We start from the raw sequence: 16,903 nt of genomic DNA, 5'->3' as shown, positions 1-16,903 counted from the left end.
GCGGTGATCTGGAGGGTGCCGCCTCCAGGCTTGTGGGGATCCGTTAGCCGGTCGAGAGCTGGGGTAACGGATCCGTGATCATGGTTGGATGGTCGATGAGCCGGTTGACCACCATGTTCGCCGCGCCTCGTGAGGCGGCTCCGAAGCCGAGGTCGGAGGCGACGAACCTGCACCGGTTGGCGGAGCCGGCCACGACGAGCCGCTCCAGCTCCGCCTGGGCGTGGGGTAACAGCCATTCGGCGAGCGTGGCGAAGTAGCCGCCGACGACGATCACTCGCGGGTTGAACAGGTTGGCCAGGATCGAGCCGCCGAGCCCGAGCCACCGCCCCACCTGTGCGACCGCGTCCGTCATCTGCCGGTCGCCCGCGACCAGTCCTCTGGCGATCTCCGTGGCGTGCTCCTCGGGGTCGGATACCGGCAGGTCGGCCGGCCTGCGTGCCTGATCTGGCTCGGTCGCCCGTACCAGCGCGGCCAGGCCCACCTTGGTCTCCCAGCAGCCGTGCCGCCCGCAGCCGCAGCGGATGCCGCCCGGGTCGACCGGCAGGTGGCCGACCTCGCCGGAGAAGCCGTCCGCGCCGCGCAGCAGCTTGCCGTCGACGAAGATGCCGCCCCCCACGCCGACCTCGCCCGTCAGGTAGACGAGGTGGGGGGTACCGGCGGCGACGCCGACGGTGTGCTCGGCCACGGCCGCGAGGTTGGCGTCGTTGTCCACCGAAACTGGAACGTTCCCCGTGCCGAGCGCGTCGGAGAGGCGTTCCGCGAGGGGCAGGTCGTGCCAGCCCAGGTTGGGGGCGAACGTGACGACGCCACGCGCCACGTCGACCAGGCCGGGGACCGCCACCCCGAGACCGGCGGGGACGGCTCCCGCGAGTCTCATCGCCTCGATGGCCTCCAGGGCCATCCGGCCGAGCATGCGCAGCGCGTGATCCGGTCCGCCGGCGATCGCGTCGAAGCCGATCCGGCGCTCCACCAGGACCCGGCCGCTGAGGTCGGATCCGTGGACCGAGATGTAGTCGACGTTTATCTCCAGGCCCAGCGCGCCGACGTGCGTGCCGTGCAGGGCCAGGGGCCGCCGTGGGCGGCCGATCGCGCCGACGTGCTCGGTGTCGACCTCGCGGACCAGTCGCCGGTCGAGCAGTTCGGACACCAGGTTGGAGACCGTGGCCCGGTGCAGGCCGGTCGCCTCCGCGATGTCGGCCCGGGACTGGGACACGTTGTCGCGCAGGTGGCGCAGGACCAGGGAGAGGTTTGTCTGGCGCACCATGGGGGAGCTGGTCGGCAAGGCGGTGCCGGTCGCGTGGGTGACGCTGTACCCGTGGGTCACGCGTGCCACCGCCTTCTTTTGTCTCGGCAATCAACTAATGAGGTTTGTAACACGCGAGTGTCCGGTGTGCACCTTGTTGCGAGGTAACGAGTTGACATCTTCGCGTATGCGCAGGTGAGAGAGCTACCTCATGTTACGTACTGTTACGTTTCTCGCCGCGCGTCTCCTCCGAGCCGGACGGTCCCGGCTCCGGCCGGGCCACGTGGAGCCGCTGAGACCCCCGCGGTCCCGGCGCCCGCACCGCGTCGAGCCGCCGAGGGGACGGGCCGACCGAGAACGTCGCAGCGGCCCCGCGGGGCAGGGTGCCCGCCGGACCCACGAGGACGGGCACGAAAGAAGCGGGCACGAAAGAAGCGGGCACGAAAGAAGCGGGCACGAAAGAAGCGGGCACGAAAGAAGCGGGCACGGCCCGACGGGCCTGCCCGCTTCGTTGGTACCGGTTGTGTTCGAGGTCAGAGCGCGTCGTCGTCGGTGACGACGAGGCGGGCGAACCCGTTTCCGATCGTCGCGTTCGTCGGCACGGACGCGACCACCTGGTATGACTGGGCGGTCGTCGCCGGTGTGGTGTCGCCCACGATCGGCACCTGGAAGGTGGCCGACCTCGCCCCGACGGGGATGACGACCTGCTGGGCCAGCGCCGTGATCACCGGCGCGACGCCGGTGACGATCGACTGGACGTTGACCGTCACCGGTTTCTTGCTCCGCCCCGAGAGCGTCAGCGTCATGGTGGCGACGCCGGGGCCGTTCCCTTCGGGGACCGTGAGACTCTGCAGCGAGACCTGCGGCAACTCGTCCAGTTCGGACTTGCCCACGCGGACGTCGGAGAACGCGAGGTCGCCCAGGTACACGCCGCCGGTCGGGCTCGCGCCGGTGAGGCGGACCTCTCGCACGTCACGCAGGTTGACCTCGCCGAAGGACGACGTCGGGATGCGCACCGTCCGCAGCCACGTCTTGGGCAGCGGCGAGGTCGTACCGGGGAACGGCGTGAGGGCGTCACTCACGCCGGAGACCGGCACGGTGCCGGTCCTGCCGCGGCCGTCGACGACGGTGACCGCCAGGTCGACGTTCCCCGTCGCGTTCTCGTCGAGGGCCGCGCGGAAGGTCAGGGCGTCGCGGCCGTTGACGTTCCGCGACCCCGGGGGCAGCGGAACGCTCACCTCGCCGCTGGTGTCGGTCCAGGAGAACCGCAGGACCGGCGTGGCGGTGACGTTTCCGGCGTACGTCGCGGGTGTCCAGGACGGTGCCTGCGACGTGGTCAGCCTGGTGGCGCAGGTGGGCAGGCCGCTCTGCGGCGAGCGGTCCAGCATGCCGGCACAGATCACGCCGGTCGCCGCGCCGGAGACGGTGAAGGGGGACGACGGCGAGGTGAAGGGAGCCACATCGACGCGCTTGTCGAACTCGGCCTGCGCGACCGTGTGGACGACCGCACGCCCGGCGGACTCGGGAACGGCACCGCTGCCGTCGAACAGCGGGAGCAGCGCGTGCTCCTTGCCCTGGACGAGACGGAAGAACCCGGCGATGTAGGCCGTGCCCACCGCGTACTGCTCGGCCGGGGTGAGCCGGCCGGGGGCGGCCGTGCTGCCGCACACCGGGTCGTTCCGGTTGCTCCAGTCGTCGGACGCCGGCGCGACGGCCACGCCCGGTGTCCACTCGGTGTTGAAGAAGTTGTGGTTCGTTCCCATGATCATGAGTGAGGAACGGAACGCCTCGTCCTTCTCGAAGGCGTACAGGGAGTCGTCGTAGAAGTGCTGTCCCTGCTGGTTGGAGACGTCCCCGTCGCAGTACGGCAGGAAGACGGACATCGGGATGTTGGGCAGGGTGGCACGGGCGAAGTCGGTGGGCGCGAGCGGAAGGACCGCCTTGATCCCGTACGGCTTGGGGCGCCCGGCGTTGAGCAGCGCCGCCTTGACAACACCCTCACCTCCGCGCGAGTGGCCCATCAGGCCGACGTCGTCCATGTCGAGACGGCCCTTGAAAAGCTCGACGAGCTTGGCCTCGCCCTTCCCCTTCGTCGCGTCGGCGAGCAGGTCGAGATGGCGCATGACGACCTCGCCGCGCGCGAGCGCGCCCCGGTCCTCGCTGAACGGGTTGTCGGCGGCGTTGACGCCGTTGGCGCTGACCGACACGACGGCGTACCCGTGACTGGCGAGCACGTCGGCGGGGCCGTCGTACCCGGTGAAGCTGAGGATCGGCTGCTGCCCTGCCGGGCACGGCCAGGTGGTGTTCGACGTCTGGCGCGTGACGGGGCTGTAGCACGCGGAGTGGCGGCCGTGCTGGAAGACGACCAGGGGAAGCCTGCCGGTGGCCTCCTTCGGCAGATACGTCTTCGCGCGGATCTCGGCCTGCCTGCCGCCGAGGCCGGCCAGGGTGATGGCGGTGTCGCCGAGGTCGTACTCGTCGTGGACGACCGTGTAGCGCCCGGGAGCCGCCGGGTCGACCGGCGGGGCGGGGGTACCCGGCTTCCCCGGCCGGGAGGGCGCCGGTTCGGGAGCGATCCTCCCGGTGGGGGCGGGCTCCGAGGGGACTTCTCCGTTCCAGGCCACGTCGACGGACGTCGCACCGGAGACGCCGGGGTCGGTCGTGGTCACCGTCAGGGTCGTGCCGTCCGGCGACTCCACGGCGGGGCCGAGGGAGGTGCCGTCGACGGCGAGTTCCGGTATGGCGTCCCGTACCGGAAGCGGCTCGGCGAGTCGAAGCGTGATCTTGTAGCCACCGTCGACGGTCTCGATCGACCAGGCGCCGTCCTCACCGGTTCCGGAGACGGGCGGGTCGGCGTGGGCGGAGCCCGCGAAGAGCATGGTGGAGATCATCGCGGCGGTCACGGCTCCGACGAGAGTCCGTGTCCTGAATTGCGCATGTAAGCGCATGTCTTTCCCTTCGAGCGCAATGCCCCCAAGGCGGTGCTTACGTCCGCTGTTGGTGGGGTTTTTGCATGTACGGCCCGAATCAGATCGTGCGGGATCGCCTGCGAGGGTTACGAGGTTTTTGCGAGTCTGTAAATGACATTCGGTGATGACCGTTGGAAAACCGCTCGCTGGAGCCACCTGGTCGTCCGGCGACCGCGGTGTGGACTCGGCCGCCGGATCCCAGGTCGCCGCCCCCGCTCGGCCTCGTCGTGCTCACGGGGGTCTGGCGCGGAGGGTTTCAGGAGCGAGGGGGTTTCAGAGGTGAGAGGGTCTCGGGGACGAGAGGGTTTCAGGGGCGAGAGGCGACAAGCCCGTCGGGCCCGCCCGCCCACGGAGGGTTGGCGCCGGCCACCGAGCAGGTGAGCGAGGCGACCCGGGCGGCGAAGGTCGCGGCGTCCACCGCCAGGTCGAGATCGAGCCGGTCGAGCCGCCCGCCGAGCAGGCCGGAGGCGTCCAGCCGGTGCAGGAGCCCGGCGGTGAAGGAGTCACCGGCGCCGACGGTGTCGACGACCTTCGTGGGCGGGGTGGGGACCGTGGCGCGCTCACCGTCGACGGACAGCAGCGCCCCCCGCGGGCCGCGGGTCACCACGACCAGGCGGACCCCGGCGTCGTGCCAGGTGTCGCAGACCCGCTCGACGGGCTCGCCGGGGTGAATGTGCTCCAGGTCGTCGTCGCTCAATTTGATCATGTCGGCCAGCGTGCACCACCGGGGCATCCGCTCGGCGTAGACGGCCGCGTCGACGAGCGCGGTCCGCACGTTGGGGTCGATCGAGATCGTGGCGCGGGCGGCGGCCGCCGCCAGTGCCTCCTCGACGGCCTCCGCGCCCGGCGCACGGACCAGGGCGAGCGAGCCGGTGTGCAGGCACGAGACGTCGCCGATCCGTCCCGCGGTGAGCTCCGCCGCGCTCCACCCCCAGTCGGCGGCACCGTTGGCGTGGAAGGAGTAGCGGGCCTGTCCCGACTCGTCCAGGGTGGCCACCGCCAGGGTGCTCGGCTCCACGGCGGCGACACAGCCGTCGAGATCGACCCCCGAGGCGGTGAGGTGCGCGCGGAACAGGGCGCCGAAGGAATCGCCCGACAGGCGTCCGAGAAAGCGGGTGGGGGTGCCCAGGCGCGCCAGGGCCACCGCGGTGTTCGCGGGCCCGCCACCTGGGAGAACGCGCAGGGTGAGCTCGTTCTCCGAACTGGCGGCGGTGAACGCGTCGGCGACGCACTCGCCGAGTACGGCGATCTGGGTGGAGGGCATGGTCCCTGCCTTTTCTGGAGACGCTTTCGAGGAGACTCGCCTGGGCGCTTCGGCCGGATCGCCGGTTCGTCGCGGCGGTGGGATTGACGTTTCCCGCCGGGGAGTCCATCATCCGTGGCAATGGATGTCAACGTTGACATGTGTCGACGTTGACATCGAAGCCCGGCGACAGGCGGGGTGTTCGAGACCGGTGCTCGCGCCGTCACGACCACGTCGGCCGGCCGTGGGGGAAAGGCGCGGCCGGCTCGCTGTTTCGTACCTGATCTCCATCGGCCCAGTGCGATCACCCGTCGCCCCGGACCGGGCACGGCCGCTCACCCGCGACGACGCGGTACGTGCGGGAAACGGGGCTAGCCTGTTCGCGGCGCCGTGCCGCCGACAGACCGACGAGCCGAACACGAGGAGCGGTGATCCATGCCCAAGGTTCGCCGCGCCACCATGACGGACGTGGCCCGCGAGGTCGGCGTGACGGCGAAGACCGTCTCACGGGTGGTCAACGACGACGGCCCGGTGGCCAGGGAGACCAGAGAGCGCGTCCTGGAGGCGATCGGAAGGCTCGGGTTCCAGCCCAACCTCATGGCCAGGAACACGCGCGTGGGCGCCCGGGACTCCACGGTCGGGCTCGTCATCCCCGACATGGGCAACCCGTTCTTCGGCACGGTCGCGGGAAGTCTGGAGAACGAGGTACGGGCCCGGGGTCTCACTCTGATCGTCGGCTCCTCCGACGAGACCGCCGAACGGGAAAGCGCGCTCATCTCGACCCTCCTGGCCAGGAGGGTCACCGCGCTCATCGTGGTGCCCTCCGCGGGAAGCGACCACAGCCACCTGCGCGCGGAGCGGGCCGCGGGGCTGCCCCTGGTGTTCCTGGACCGCCTCGCCTCGGGGCTGACCGCCGACTCCGTCGTCAGCTCCAACCGCGAGGGCGCCCGTACGGGGGTGGCGCACATGATCGCCCACGGTCACCGGAGGATCGCCTTCGTCGGAGACCTGCCCGCGCTCCACACCCGCAGGGAGAGGTTCCTGGGCTACCGCGACGCGCTCGCCGCGGCCGGGATCGGCTTCGACCGGACCCTCGTGGAGACCGGGCACGACCACGAGACCGCCGCGGCGGCCGTCACCAGGCTGGTCGGCGGCGAGGACCCGGCGACGGCGGTCTTCGCGGCGAACAACGTCGCCGCGACCGGCGCGATCCTCGGACTCGCCCGGCTCGGCCGCGGGGACGTCGCCCTGGTCGGCTTCGACGACCTGCCACTCGCCGAGGTGCTGAAGCCCGCCCTCACCGTCGTGGCCCAGGACCCCGCGGCCATCGGCAGGGCCGCCGCCGGGTTGCTGAAGGGCCGGCTGGACGGCGAGCGCTCCAGGGCCAGGACGGTCGTCGTCCCCACCCGGCTGATCGTCCGAGGCTCCGGGGAGATCCCCCCCGCGGCCGTGCCCTGATCCCGGAACGCGGTCTCGGCTCTCGCCCGGGTCTCGGCATCCGCCCTCGGGTCTCGGCACCCGCCCGGGTCTCGGCTCCCGGCTGTGCCCCGCCGGAGCACGGCTGCGACGGGGCGTTTCCCGCCGGTCGCCGCGACGGCCCGCGGAGTCGCCCCCGGCTGGAGCCGAGCCCGAGCTCAGGTGACGGTCGCGACGGCGAGGACGGTGCCGGAGGCACCGTCGACGGTGATCTCCTGGCCGGTGACGATGTGCTCGGTCGCCCCCCTCACCCCCACCACCGCGGGGATGCCGTACTCGCGGGCCACCACGGCACCGTGGGAGTTGGCGCCGCCCATCTCCATCACCAGGCCGCCCGCCGTGAGGAAGAGCGGGGTCCAGCCGGGGTCGGTGGAGGGACAGACCAGGATCTCCCCGGGTTCCAGGTGCGCGCCGACCGGGTCGAGGACGACCCTCGCGACACCGGTGACGGTGCCGGCCGAGGCAGGGGTGCCGGTCAGCGCGCCGTCCACCGGTGCCGGTACGCCGACGGCCTCCGGCTCGGTGCCGTCCGACAGCAGGACGCGGGGGACGTGCCTGCGGCGCAGCTCACGGGCGGCCTCCTCGCGCCGCCGCGCCACGAGCTCCGCCGGTGCGGGGCGCGTGGCCCCGCCGGACGAGGGGAGGTCGAGGGCCTGCCTGGCCTCGCGGAAGGTGAGGAAGAAGACGTCGTCGGCATCGGCGAGCAGCCCGCGCGCCGCCAGCTCGACACCGACGGCGAGCAGCTCGGCCCGCATCGCGGCCAGGGCGGTGATGAGGGCGTACTTGGGCATCTCCCGCAGACCCGCCAGTGCCCGGGTCCTGCCGAGCGCGAAGCGGACGAAGCGCCCGCGAAGCCCTCCGGCGCGCCCGCTCAAGGTCTTGATCATGAGGGTGGCCTCGGCGGCGCCCGTGGCGAACAGCGCGTCGGGGGCGAGCGCCGGGTCCTCCAGCCGCAGATAGTTGGCGAGAACGCCGATGATGTGGGTCGGGTCCTCCGACCAGCGCGGCAGCCCGAGGTCGATCTCGGCGACGGCCCTGACGCCGTAGACGGAGAGGAAGTCCGCCAGGCCCTTCTGCGCCACGCCTGGAAGCGATCCGGCACGGAAACGCTCGGTCAGCTCGGCGGCGGGAGTGCCCAGCAGCAGGGAGGTGGCCTCGCGGTCCTCGCGGACGCGGACGGCCACCCGCCACAGCGCGAGATCCATCTCGGTGGTCACGTTGTGCGGCAGCCCGCGCAGGACCGTCTGCAGCTCGCCCGGCCTGGCCCGTTCCCCCAGCGCCTTGGCGGCGAGGCCGAGCATCGCGAACCCGGCCACCGCGGCCGGAGCGATCGTCGGCAGCAGCGGGAAGATCTGGCGGCTCAGCACCCGCTCGACGTGGTCGAGACGCTGGATCGGGGTGGAGCCCCCGGGCGCGCTCAGCTCCCCGCGCAGGCGCGCGTTCAGCAGTTCCACGTCCCGGTGCGCCGACGCGGGGTTGAGCAGGGCCTTTACGGCGCGTCGCGGGGCGCGGAAGCGGGACGCGATCCGCACCGCCCGGCGCAGAGGCGGGCGGAGCGAGGGCTGGGTGACGCTGAACCGGGGATCGTCGAGCAGCCCGCGCAGCACCTTCGCCGACCTGGCCTCCATCACGTCGAGCAACCTCGGGAAGGCGACGCGGCCCACCCTGCCGCGCATGAAGCCGGTGATGTCGAAGAACAGCCGCCCGCCCGACTCCGCGACGACGGGGGCACCGGCCACCCGGTCGGTCACCGGGATCCCCACGATCTCCATCGCCGACGACGACAGCAGCCTGAAGGCCGACATGCCCATGGGGGTGATCGGCCGGTAGAGCCCCTGGGCGAGGCTGAAGCAGAAGTAGATCCGGGTGCCTTCGCCGGGCGGCTCGTCCGGGGAGCCGCCTTCTCCAGCGCCCGCACCGCCGGCGTTCGCGCGACCCGCCACGGGCGGCGGGCTCGCGGACGGCTCCGCGTGACGGGGGATCGGATAGAGCGTGGTGATGGGACGCGACTGGGTCAGCCACAGGACACCATCGGCGTCGATCGCCCACTCGGTGTCCTGAGGCGCTCCGTAGTGCCGCTCGACCCGGTCGCCGAGTTCGGCCAGCGCCCGCACCTGCGCGTCCGTGACGCAGGCGTCCTCGGCGGAACCCGCCCGGGACGCGGGATTCACGGGCGGCGCCTCGACGTGCTCGACGCCGCCGCCCGGCAGCGACCGTACGGCGAGCCGTTTGTCGCCGAGGCGACGCTCGGTGATCTCGCCGGTGGCGGTGTCGACCACGAAGTGGTCGGGGTTGACCGCGCCGGAGACCACGGCCTCGCCGAGCCCGGGAGCGGCGTCGATCACCGCCTCGCGCCGCCGCCCGGTGACCGGGTTGGCGGTGAACATCACCCCCGCCACCTCCGACTGGACCATCTCCTGAACGACCACCGCCAGGCGCACCGCGCCGTGGTCGATGCCGTTCGCGGCCCGGTAGGCGACGGCCCGGTCGGTCCACAGGGAGGCCCAGCAGCGCCGGACCGCGTCCAGCACGGCGTCGGCGCCGATCACGTTGAGGTAGGTGTCCTGCTGCCCGGCGAAGCTGGCGTCCGGCAGGTCCTCGGCGGTCGCGGAGGAGCGGACCGCGACGGGACCGGCCGCACTGTCGCGTACGGCGCTCGCGATGTCGTCGGGGACCGGCGCGGCGAGCACGAGCTCACGAGCCTTCGCGGCCAGGGCGTTCAGGGCGGGGACGTCCCCGGCGGACGTGGTGGCGAGGGCCGCGAGCACGTCCTCCAGCCCGGCTCGCTCGGTGACCCTGCGGTACGCCTCGGTGGTGACGCACAGACCGGGGGGAACGGGAAGCCCGGCGGTGGTGAGCACGCCGAGATTGGCGGCCTTGCCGCCGACGAGGGGCAGCATCTCCGCCCCGATGTCGTCAAACGTCAGGATGAGGGGATCGGGCATGGGCGCGTCTCCTTGAGGCTTCGCCGAGAAGCGTCGTGGCCCGCATCACGAGCTCGCGTTCTCCGGCGGTCAGATAGGCCATGACTTCGAGCTGGGCGTCGGCACGGACGCGCTCGAACGTGCGCAGGAACTCCGCTCCGGCCGGGGTGAGGGCGATCCGCCGCACCCGCCGGTCACCGGGGTCCTCCCGGCGGTCGGCCAGCCCGCGCCGTACGAGCTGGTCGACCAGGCGGCTGGTGGCCGAGACGGACCGGCTGACGCGCCCGGCGAGTTCGCGGAGCGTCGGGGGAGCCGGGACGTCGAGGGTGTAGAGCGTGGCGACCTGGATCATGGAGGGCTCGTCGCCCTCGAACCCGCTCAGCAGGTTGAGCAGCAGGCCGGGGATGAGCGCCCGCCGGAGATCGCCGATGTCGTCGGCCAGCCGATCGCGCTCCGCACCGTCCACGGGGTCCATCGGACAACTCCTTGCATCACTGCAACTAATGCGTCACCACAACGTTAAGCCGGAGAAACCAGGAAGTCAACAAGTGATGAAATAACCGTGCGGGCGTGAGCGCTTCCCTCCGGGTGAACCGGAGTGGCTACCGTGCGCGTCCACGGGTAAAGAGCCCTTCGGGGGAGGGCGGCGAGAGGAGACAGGCATGGCCGACACGCCCACCACCGACGAGATGACCATAGAGACACACGGACGCGGAGAGGCGCTCGCCCTGGCCGGGACGATCTGTGATCTGTACGAGGCGGTGTTCTCGCTGCCGCCCTTCGACGGGGACGCCGCCGAGTTCGCCAACCAGCGCTCCTACTTTCCCAAGCTGGCCGAGCGGCCGGGGTTCCGGCTCACCACCGCGCGATCCGGACCGGAGTTCATCGGGTTCGGGTACGGATACCCGTTGCCCGCCGACACCCGCTGGTGGAGCACGCTGGCCGACCCGGTCGACGAGGAGTTCGCGGCCGAGACCGGGACCAGGACGTTCGCCCTCATCGACTACGGAGTGCTGCCCGAGTGGCGGGGCGCCGGAGTCGGGCGCCGGATCCACGACGAACTGCTCTCGGCCTCCGGGACCGAACGGGCCACCCTCTCGGTGCAGCCCAAGGCCGTGAGGACCCGCGAGATATACCGGAGGTGGGGATGGCGGAAGGTGTCCCACAAGCTGATGGACCCGCCGATCCCCGCCCCCGTCTTCGAGATCCTGGTGCTGGAGAAGATGCCCCGGACATCCTGATCGATCACGGACGCCCGGCGTACGTCGATCGACCGTGAACGCCCGTGACGCGCTGATCGACCGCGACCGAACCGCAGGCCGTCGAACGAAGAACCGCGAGCCGTCAGGCGAAGAACCCGACCCGTCAGACGGAGAGCCGCAGGCCGTGCGGCGATGAACCCGACCCGTCAGGCGAAGAACCGCGAGAGTCGTACGGCGAAGGACCAAAACGGTCAGCCGATGGGCGGGAAGCCGTCAGGCGATGAGCTGGAAGGCGTGCAGCTTCTCGTCCAGGGCGACGACCTGACGGGTCCTCGCCCACGGATTCAGCGTCTCGCGGACCTCCACCACCGAGCGCGCCAGCCGCGGCGAGGTGTTTCTACAGGTCAGACGGGCGGCCTTACCGATCTGCTCGCACGCCTCGTCGATGGCGCGCAGCCGCAGGTGCCCGCGCGCCAGATCCAGGTGGATGAACGCCATGTTGCGGACGAACGCCGGATCGATCCGGGTCAGGGACCGGGCGGCCATCTCGATCGCGGTCTGGGCGTCGTCCATGTCCAGCAGGCACTTGGTCTTGGTCGACAGATACTGCCCGTCGCCGTAGAAGTAGAGCAACTCGGCCCCCACGTCGCCCTCGCCCGCGTGACCCAGCTCGCGACGGGCCTGGTCGAGGCTGGTCATGCACCGGGCATGGTCCTTCTGACGGTCGCTCTTGCCCGAGCGGCGCAACACCGCCGAGTAGGCGCGGGCCCCCACGTCACACGCGTACGACACCAGCAGCTTGCTGTTGGCGCGCTGCCCCCAGGCCAGCGCGCCCAGCGCGTGCTCGACACCCTGCCTGGGGTCGCCCCGCCAGGTCGCGAGCTGCGACCAGTTGGCCAGGACGAAGCTGTTCATCGCGTCGTTGTCGGCCTGGTGCGCGGCCGACTTGGCCTGCTCGTAGTAGTGGTTCGCCCCGTTGAAGTCGTTGAGGTTGAACAGCACCCAGGCGGTGAACCTGCAGATGTTGGCCAGCAGCGACAGCAGCCGGTCGCGCACCTCGTCGGTCGACGCGGCCGGGATCAGCGAACGCACCAGGTGGTGCTGTGCGAGCACGGTCCCCAGCACCGACTGCGGGCCGAGGGTGTCCTCCTGGCGCATGCAGTGGTGCAGCACGGCGTCGATGTGAGCGACGGTGGCCTCGTCCACCCGGGACGGTTCCGCGGCGATCAGGGCGAGCCGGTCGAGCTCGTCGCCGTTGAGCCTGTCCAGCAGCGGAGAGGCCGCAGCGGCCGCGGCGGCGGCCCTGATCAGGGCCAGGACGTCGCGCCGTTTCATCGCCGCCGCCCACCGGGCGAGCGCCTGCACCAGGGCGTCGTACTCCTCGTCGCGCGGCGTCCCGAACGACACGGGTCCCATGGACAGGGTGGGCAGGGCCGCCAGCACCCCCTGGATGTCCTCGGGATCGAGGCTGCCCGCCGCCCCGGCCGCCACCAGCGCCCGCCCCCGGGACCGGACGGCCGCCGCGTTGTGCTCGTCGGCATCGCGGTGATCTTCACCGTCGACCAGGTCGGCGGTGCGGCACTGGTAGATGCGTGCCAGCCGGTTGAGCCCGGCGATCGGCGGCTCGTTGCCGGTGGGGCCGGGCCACGCTTCCCACGACCCGAGTTTCCGGGTCGTCAGTGGCTCGTTCGGCCAGTATTCGTTCCATAGATGGCAGACCTTGGCTTGTGTCAGGCGATGCGCCTCACGGAAGCCCTGGCGGGAGTTCAGGCGCCAACGTAGCTTGAACTCAGCGGCGACCTCGGCCCACGTGCAACCACGTTCGCGAAGCTCAGCGCTGAAGGCGTCCATCTGCTGCTTGACGCTGCGCGGTGCACGTGGCATCGTCTCAGCCCCTCCCGGCGGGTTCTCCGGCGGCAATTCTTCGGGCTGAACGTTACTGGTCAATCACGTTCGGTGACTACCGAGTGCAGAAACCGGCGACCAGATCGCCGCTACTTGCCGCGTCGTCGCTCTACGAGACGAGACGGCCCCCCAGGGTGACGAACAGACTCGCTGCCGTCGCCTGTTTCCTGCACACTCCGTGCAGCAGGCTTGAGACAACGCCGGAGCCGTCGGATCCATGTGGTCTCACCGCTCGGGCGGGGGCGTCCCTTCCTGCGCCGGGGACGCGCGACCGAATCTCCGTTGAACCTCCCTGGAGCCAGCAATGACCGTGCTCCCCGTCGAACGGCTGGGACCGATGCACTCACCGTTTCACCCTGATCCGGACGCCGCCGACCACCTGTCCCCGGACTCCCAAGGCTCCCCGGACTCCCCGGACTCTCTGGACACGAACGAGTTGCGGCTGGCGGCGCAGCCGGTCGCGGCCTCCCAGGCACGCGACTTCACCCGCGCGCAACTGCGGACATGGGGCCTGGAGGAGCTGTCCGAGCTCTGCGTCCTGGTCGTCTCCGAGATGACCACCAACGCCATCAAGGCCACCGCGACCCCGCCGGTCCCGTACGGCTACACTCACCCGCCGGCTCCAGGCCACCCGCACGCCTCCGGCCACTCACCCGTGCTCGGCCACCCGCACACTTCCGACCGGCCGCCCGGCAGCGGCCACCCGCGAACCGCCGGCCCGTATCCGATCCTCCTGCGGCTCCACCTCACCACCGAAGGCCTGCGCGTGGAGGTATGGGACAGCTCCGACGACTCGCCCGAGGTCACCGAGGCGGGGGAGGACGACGAGAGCGGCCGGGGCCTGCTGCTCGTCGGCATGTGCGCCGACGAATGGGGCCACCACCCCTCACCGGACGGCGGAAAGGTGGTCTTCGCCCGCTGGGACCTGCCGCCCGCCCGGCGCACCCCGGCCACGCCGCCCTCGCGGCCGTACGCCTACTCCCGGACCCGTGTGACGCGGGGGTGACCCCTCTCGGCACACCTGGTCAACACCCGCTCCGTCCCATGTCCACGTCCCGCCCCGCGTCCACGCGGAGAACCGCGTCGGCGCGGTCGCCGTCCCGCGGGGCGAGCGGTCCACCGTGACCGTCCGGCGGGGCGATCGGCTCACCGCGCCGGCATGGTCAGCGTTCGGAGGACGATCGCCCCACGGCGCCCTGGGCGCTGACCACCGAGAGCACCGAGTCGACCAGCTCCGCGACGGACCGACCACCACCTGTGTCGATGCGATCCAGCCCCAGCCTGTCGACGACCTCCAGCATGAGCAGCTGATAACGCTCCGTGCGGGCCAGGAAACTGTCCATCAAGTGTCGTTCGTCGCCGGTCGCCACCTCGTAGCGGCCGGCCGCGCGCACCCGAGCACGCACGACGGCGTCGTCCGCGGTGAGCCACACGGCGGCCGTGCGCGAGACATTCAGCTCCGCGACACGGGCGGGCCAGAGCGCCGACCCCTCCAGGACCAGGCCCGTGCCGGTGCCGGACGAACGAGCCGTGATCAGCTCCTCGATGCGAGGCCACAGCCGTTCGTAGTGGCCGAGCACGGACGCGATCAGCTCGTCGACCGTGAGCGTTCTGTAGTGCTCGGCGACGTGCGCCGGCACCTCCCACTCCGGGGTCCGCCAGGGCCGTCCGGGGTGCCGCGCGAGCTTGTCCGTCGACAGGCACTCGAAACCGAGCCGGTCGGCCACCGCCCGGCCGATGGTCGACTTCCCGACGTTCGACGTTCCCCCGAGCAGCACCACCCGTACACCGCTCATACCGGCGACCTTACTGCGCGTGCCGAACTAAGATCATCGAATGCTCAGGCCGCCCTCCGCAGCGCGGGTGACACCGCCTCAGAGAACGCGTGCACCGGTGCGCCGGGTGCTGCGACGAGTGATCGCCGTCGTGGTCGGTGTCTGCGCGCTGCTGGGCGCGGTGCGGCTCGTCGTGCCCGCCACGGCGGGCACGGCCGATGAGCCGCCCGGGGTCCGGCGGCAGCTGACGTTCCTGCGCGCGGCACTCGACGGCGGCGCCGGAGACCAGGCGCAGAACCTGTTCCCCGAGGGCTACGTCTTCCTGCACGTGCTGTACGGCCTGAGCTGGGTCGAGCTCGGCATGCGCGAACCGGCCGGCGAGCGGTCGGCGGCGCTGCGGGAGGCGCGCTGGGCGCTGGCCCGGCTGGAGTCCCCGTCCGGCCGCGCCCCGTTCAGCGCGGACCTCACCCCGCCGCACGGCGTCTTCTACCGGGGCTGGACCAACTGGCTGCGCGGCGGGACGCTCGCCCTGCAACCGTCCGAGCGGCGCGACCCGGCCGAGCTGCGCCGGTTCGCCGACGACTCCGCCGCGCTCGGCGAGGCGTTCGGCGCCTCGGAGTCGCCCTACCTGGAGGCCTACCCCGGGCAGGCGTGGCCGGTCGACTCGATCGTGGCCATGGCGTCGCTGCGGCTGCACGACACGCTGCTGCCACCCCGGTTCGCCGGTACCGCCGACCGATGGCTCCAGGCGGTACGCCAGCGGCTCGACCCCCGCACCGGCCTGCTCCCGCACCGCGCCGACCCCGGCACCGGCGCCCCCGCCGAGGTGGCCAGAGGCAGCTCGCAGAGCCTCGGCCAGCGCTTCCTCGTCGAGATCGACCCGGCCTTCGCCGCCGAGCAGTACCGGCGCTTCCGCGACCTCTACGTCGTCTCCCCGCTCGGCCTCGGACCGGCCGTACGCGAGTACCCCGTAGGCATGGACGGCCCGGGCGATGTCGACTCCGGCCCGCTCCCGCTCGGCGTGAGCCTGTCGGCGACCGCGGTGGCCCTCGGCACCGCCCAGATCCACGGCGACGCCCCGCTCGCCGAGGCCCTGGCGAACTACGGCGAACTGGCCGGCCTGCCGATCGACACCCCCTGGACCAAGAGGTACGCCTTCGGCCTCCTCCCGATCGGCGACGCCTTCCTGGCCTGGGCGAAGACCGCCCGCCCCTGGGTGACGCCACCCCCCTCACCGCCCCCGGCGACCATCTCGCCCTGGTGGCGCACACCGCTGCTGGCGTTGCTGCTCGTCATCGGTCTCGCTCCCTGGACGCCCGCCCTGGTGCGGCGCCGTCGAAGCCGTCGTGCCCGTCCCGTACCGGCGGAGGTGACGGGCGAGGCGTGACCTTTGGCGTCATCCGCCGGCTCGACGAGCCGCAGCATAGCCTTCCAGGATTTCCGCCAGTTCCCTCGGCCGGCTGAGCGCGACGCAGTGCCCGGCGGCGATCTCGTCAGGGGTGATGTTCAGGCGTTCGGCCGCCAGGCGGCGGAAGAAGTCAGGCGGGAAGGAACGATCCTGTTCGCACAGCACGAATCTCGTCGGCACGTCCGGCCACGCGTCGAGGGGCCAGGGCTCACCCATCCGGGCCTCCGCCTGCGGGCGCTCCCTGCGCATGGCCTCCTCGGCCAGCTCACGCGGCACGTCGTGATAGAAGTCGGCGTACGGATCCCCGGTGCCGCCGGTGCTTTCACCGTCACTTCGTGCCTGCTCCCGTTTCGCTTCCTGGAAGCCGGTGTTCTCCCACCACTCCACCGGCGACTCGCCGGGCGCCGGAATCATCGCGGCCACCAGGACCAGCACACCGACCGGCAACCGAGCGGCGACCAGGGGAGCGGTGAACCCTCCGAACGACTGACCGACCACGACGAGGTCCTCGCGGTCACCGACGGCCTCGATCACCACGTCGGCGTACTCGTTCAGCCCCGCGGAGTCGTCGTCGCAGGGAAGGTCCGGAGCGACCACGTCGTGCCCACGGGCCCGTAACTCGGCCTCCACCAGGTGCCAGTACCAGCCGACGTCTCCCGCGCCATGGATCAAAACGAAGGTACTCATAGCCGGCGACCGCCTGTCATCTCATCGTGTCGGGACTCATTGGACGGGACTCATTGGACCGGTCGTTCCCT

The 16,903-nt window shown here is 71.6% G+C and carries 12 protein-coding genes; 4 read left to right on the top strand and 8 right to left on the bottom strand.

The genetic code is table 11. The annotated features are described in order from the left end of the window. Positions 1-43: 43 nt before the first annotated feature. The 3 genes from ABT352_RS31680 to ABT352_RS31670 all read right to left on the bottom strand — a co-directional run bounded on the left by ABT352_RS31680 (position 44) and on the right by ABT352_RS31670 (position 5,476). Positions 44-1,333: an ROK family protein gene (locus tag ABT352_RS31680; protein ID WP_350948657.1), complete on the bottom strand. Its 1,290-nt coding sequence runs from the start codon at positions 1,331-1,333 to the stop codon at positions 44-46. Between the two features lie 443 nt (positions 1,334-1,776). Continuing rightward, positions 1,777-4,146: an alpha/beta hydrolase gene (locus tag ABT352_RS31675; protein WP_350948656.1), complete on the bottom strand. Its 2,370-nt coding sequence runs from the start codon at positions 4,144-4,146 to the stop codon at positions 1,777-1,779. A 373-nt stretch (positions 4,147-4,519) separates the two neighbouring features. Further along, positions 4,520-5,476 (bottom strand): carbohydrate kinase family protein, encoded by a 957-nt coding sequence (locus tag ABT352_RS31670; protein ID WP_350948655.1) that lies wholly within the window; start codon positions 5,474-5,476, stop codon positions 4,520-4,522. Between the two features lie 414 nt (positions 5,477-5,890). Between ABT352_RS31670 and ABT352_RS31665 the strand changes: the two genes are divergently transcribed. After that, the gene (locus tag ABT352_RS31665; RefSeq protein WP_350948654.1) at positions 5,891-6,913 is read left to right on the top strand and encodes a LacI family DNA-binding transcriptional regulator; all 1,023 of its coding nucleotides are present in this window, start codon (positions 5,891-5,893) and stop codon (positions 6,911-6,913) included. A gap of 176 nt (positions 6,914-7,089) precedes the next feature. Here ABT352_RS31665 and ABT352_RS31660 read toward each other — a convergent pair whose 3' ends face one another. Together ABT352_RS31660 and ABT352_RS31655 are read right to left on the bottom strand one after the other, a co-directional pair. Next, positions 7,090-9,876, bottom strand: a complete 2,787-nt coding sequence (locus tag ABT352_RS31660) for a PEP/pyruvate-binding domain-containing protein (RefSeq protein ID WP_350948653.1) — start codon at positions 9,874-9,876, stop codon at positions 7,090-7,092. After that, a complete protein-coding gene (locus ABT352_RS31655) occupies positions 9,848-10,330 on the bottom strand; it encodes a MarR family winged helix-turn-helix transcriptional regulator (RefSeq protein ID WP_350948652.1) in 483 nt (160 codons plus the stop codon). The genes ABT352_RS31660 and ABT352_RS31655 overlap by 29 nt, the downstream gene beginning before the upstream one ends. A 187-nt stretch (positions 10,331-10,517) precedes the next feature. Here ABT352_RS31655 and ABT352_RS31650 point away from each other — a divergent pair, with 187 nt between their 5' ends. After that, the gene (locus ABT352_RS31650; RefSeq protein WP_350948651.1) at positions 10,518-11,096 is read left to right on the top strand and encodes a GNAT family N-acetyltransferase; all 579 of its coding nucleotides are present in this window, start codon (positions 10,518-10,520) and stop codon (positions 11,094-11,096) included. 234 nt (positions 11,097-11,330) lie between these two features. Here the strand turns inward: ABT352_RS31650 and ABT352_RS31645 are convergent, their stop codons facing one another. Further along, positions 11,331-12,941 (bottom strand): NsdA family TPR-like regulatory protein, encoded by a 1,611-nt coding sequence (locus ABT352_RS31645; protein WP_350948650.1) that lies wholly within the window; start codon positions 12,939-12,941, stop codon positions 11,331-11,333. Positions 12,942-13,266: 325 nt separating this feature from the next. Between ABT352_RS31645 and ABT352_RS31640 the strand changes: the two genes are divergently transcribed. After that, entirely contained in the window at positions 13,267-13,968 is a 702-nt protein-coding gene (locus ABT352_RS31640) for an ATP-binding protein (RefSeq protein WP_350948649.1), read from the top strand. A gap of 157 nt (positions 13,969-14,125) precedes the next feature. On the opposite strand, the gene ABT352_RS31635 is transcribed toward ABT352_RS31640, so the two are convergent. Beyond that, positions 14,126-14,758: a hypothetical protein gene (locus ABT352_RS31635; RefSeq protein WP_350948648.1), complete on the bottom strand. Its 633-nt coding sequence runs from the start codon at positions 14,756-14,758 to the stop codon at positions 14,126-14,128. 106 nt (positions 14,759-14,864) lie between these two features. Here ABT352_RS31635 and ABT352_RS31630 point away from each other — a divergent pair, with 106 nt between their 5' ends. Continuing rightward, on the top strand, positions 14,865-16,124 hold the full coding sequence (locus tag ABT352_RS31630; protein ID WP_350948647.1) for a hypothetical protein: 1,260 nt from the start codon (positions 14,865-14,867) through the stop codon (positions 16,122-16,124). Between the two features lie 9 nt (positions 16,125-16,133). Here the strand turns inward: ABT352_RS31630 and ABT352_RS31625 are convergent, their stop codons facing one another. Continuing rightward, a complete protein-coding gene (locus tag ABT352_RS31625; RefSeq protein ID WP_350948646.1) occupies positions 16,134-16,832 on the bottom strand; it encodes an alpha/beta hydrolase in 699 nt (232 codons plus the stop codon). Positions 16,833-16,903: the final 71 nt, after the last annotated feature.

The organism is Streptosporangium sp. NPDC000563, from assembly GCF_040299985.1.
In the GTDB taxonomy this organism is placed as follows: domain Bacteria; phylum Actinomycetota; class Actinomycetes; order Streptosporangiales; family Streptosporangiaceae; genus Streptosporangium.
Note: the sequence above shows the minus strand (reverse complement) of the source record. Positions and strands in the feature narration are given on the sequence as shown.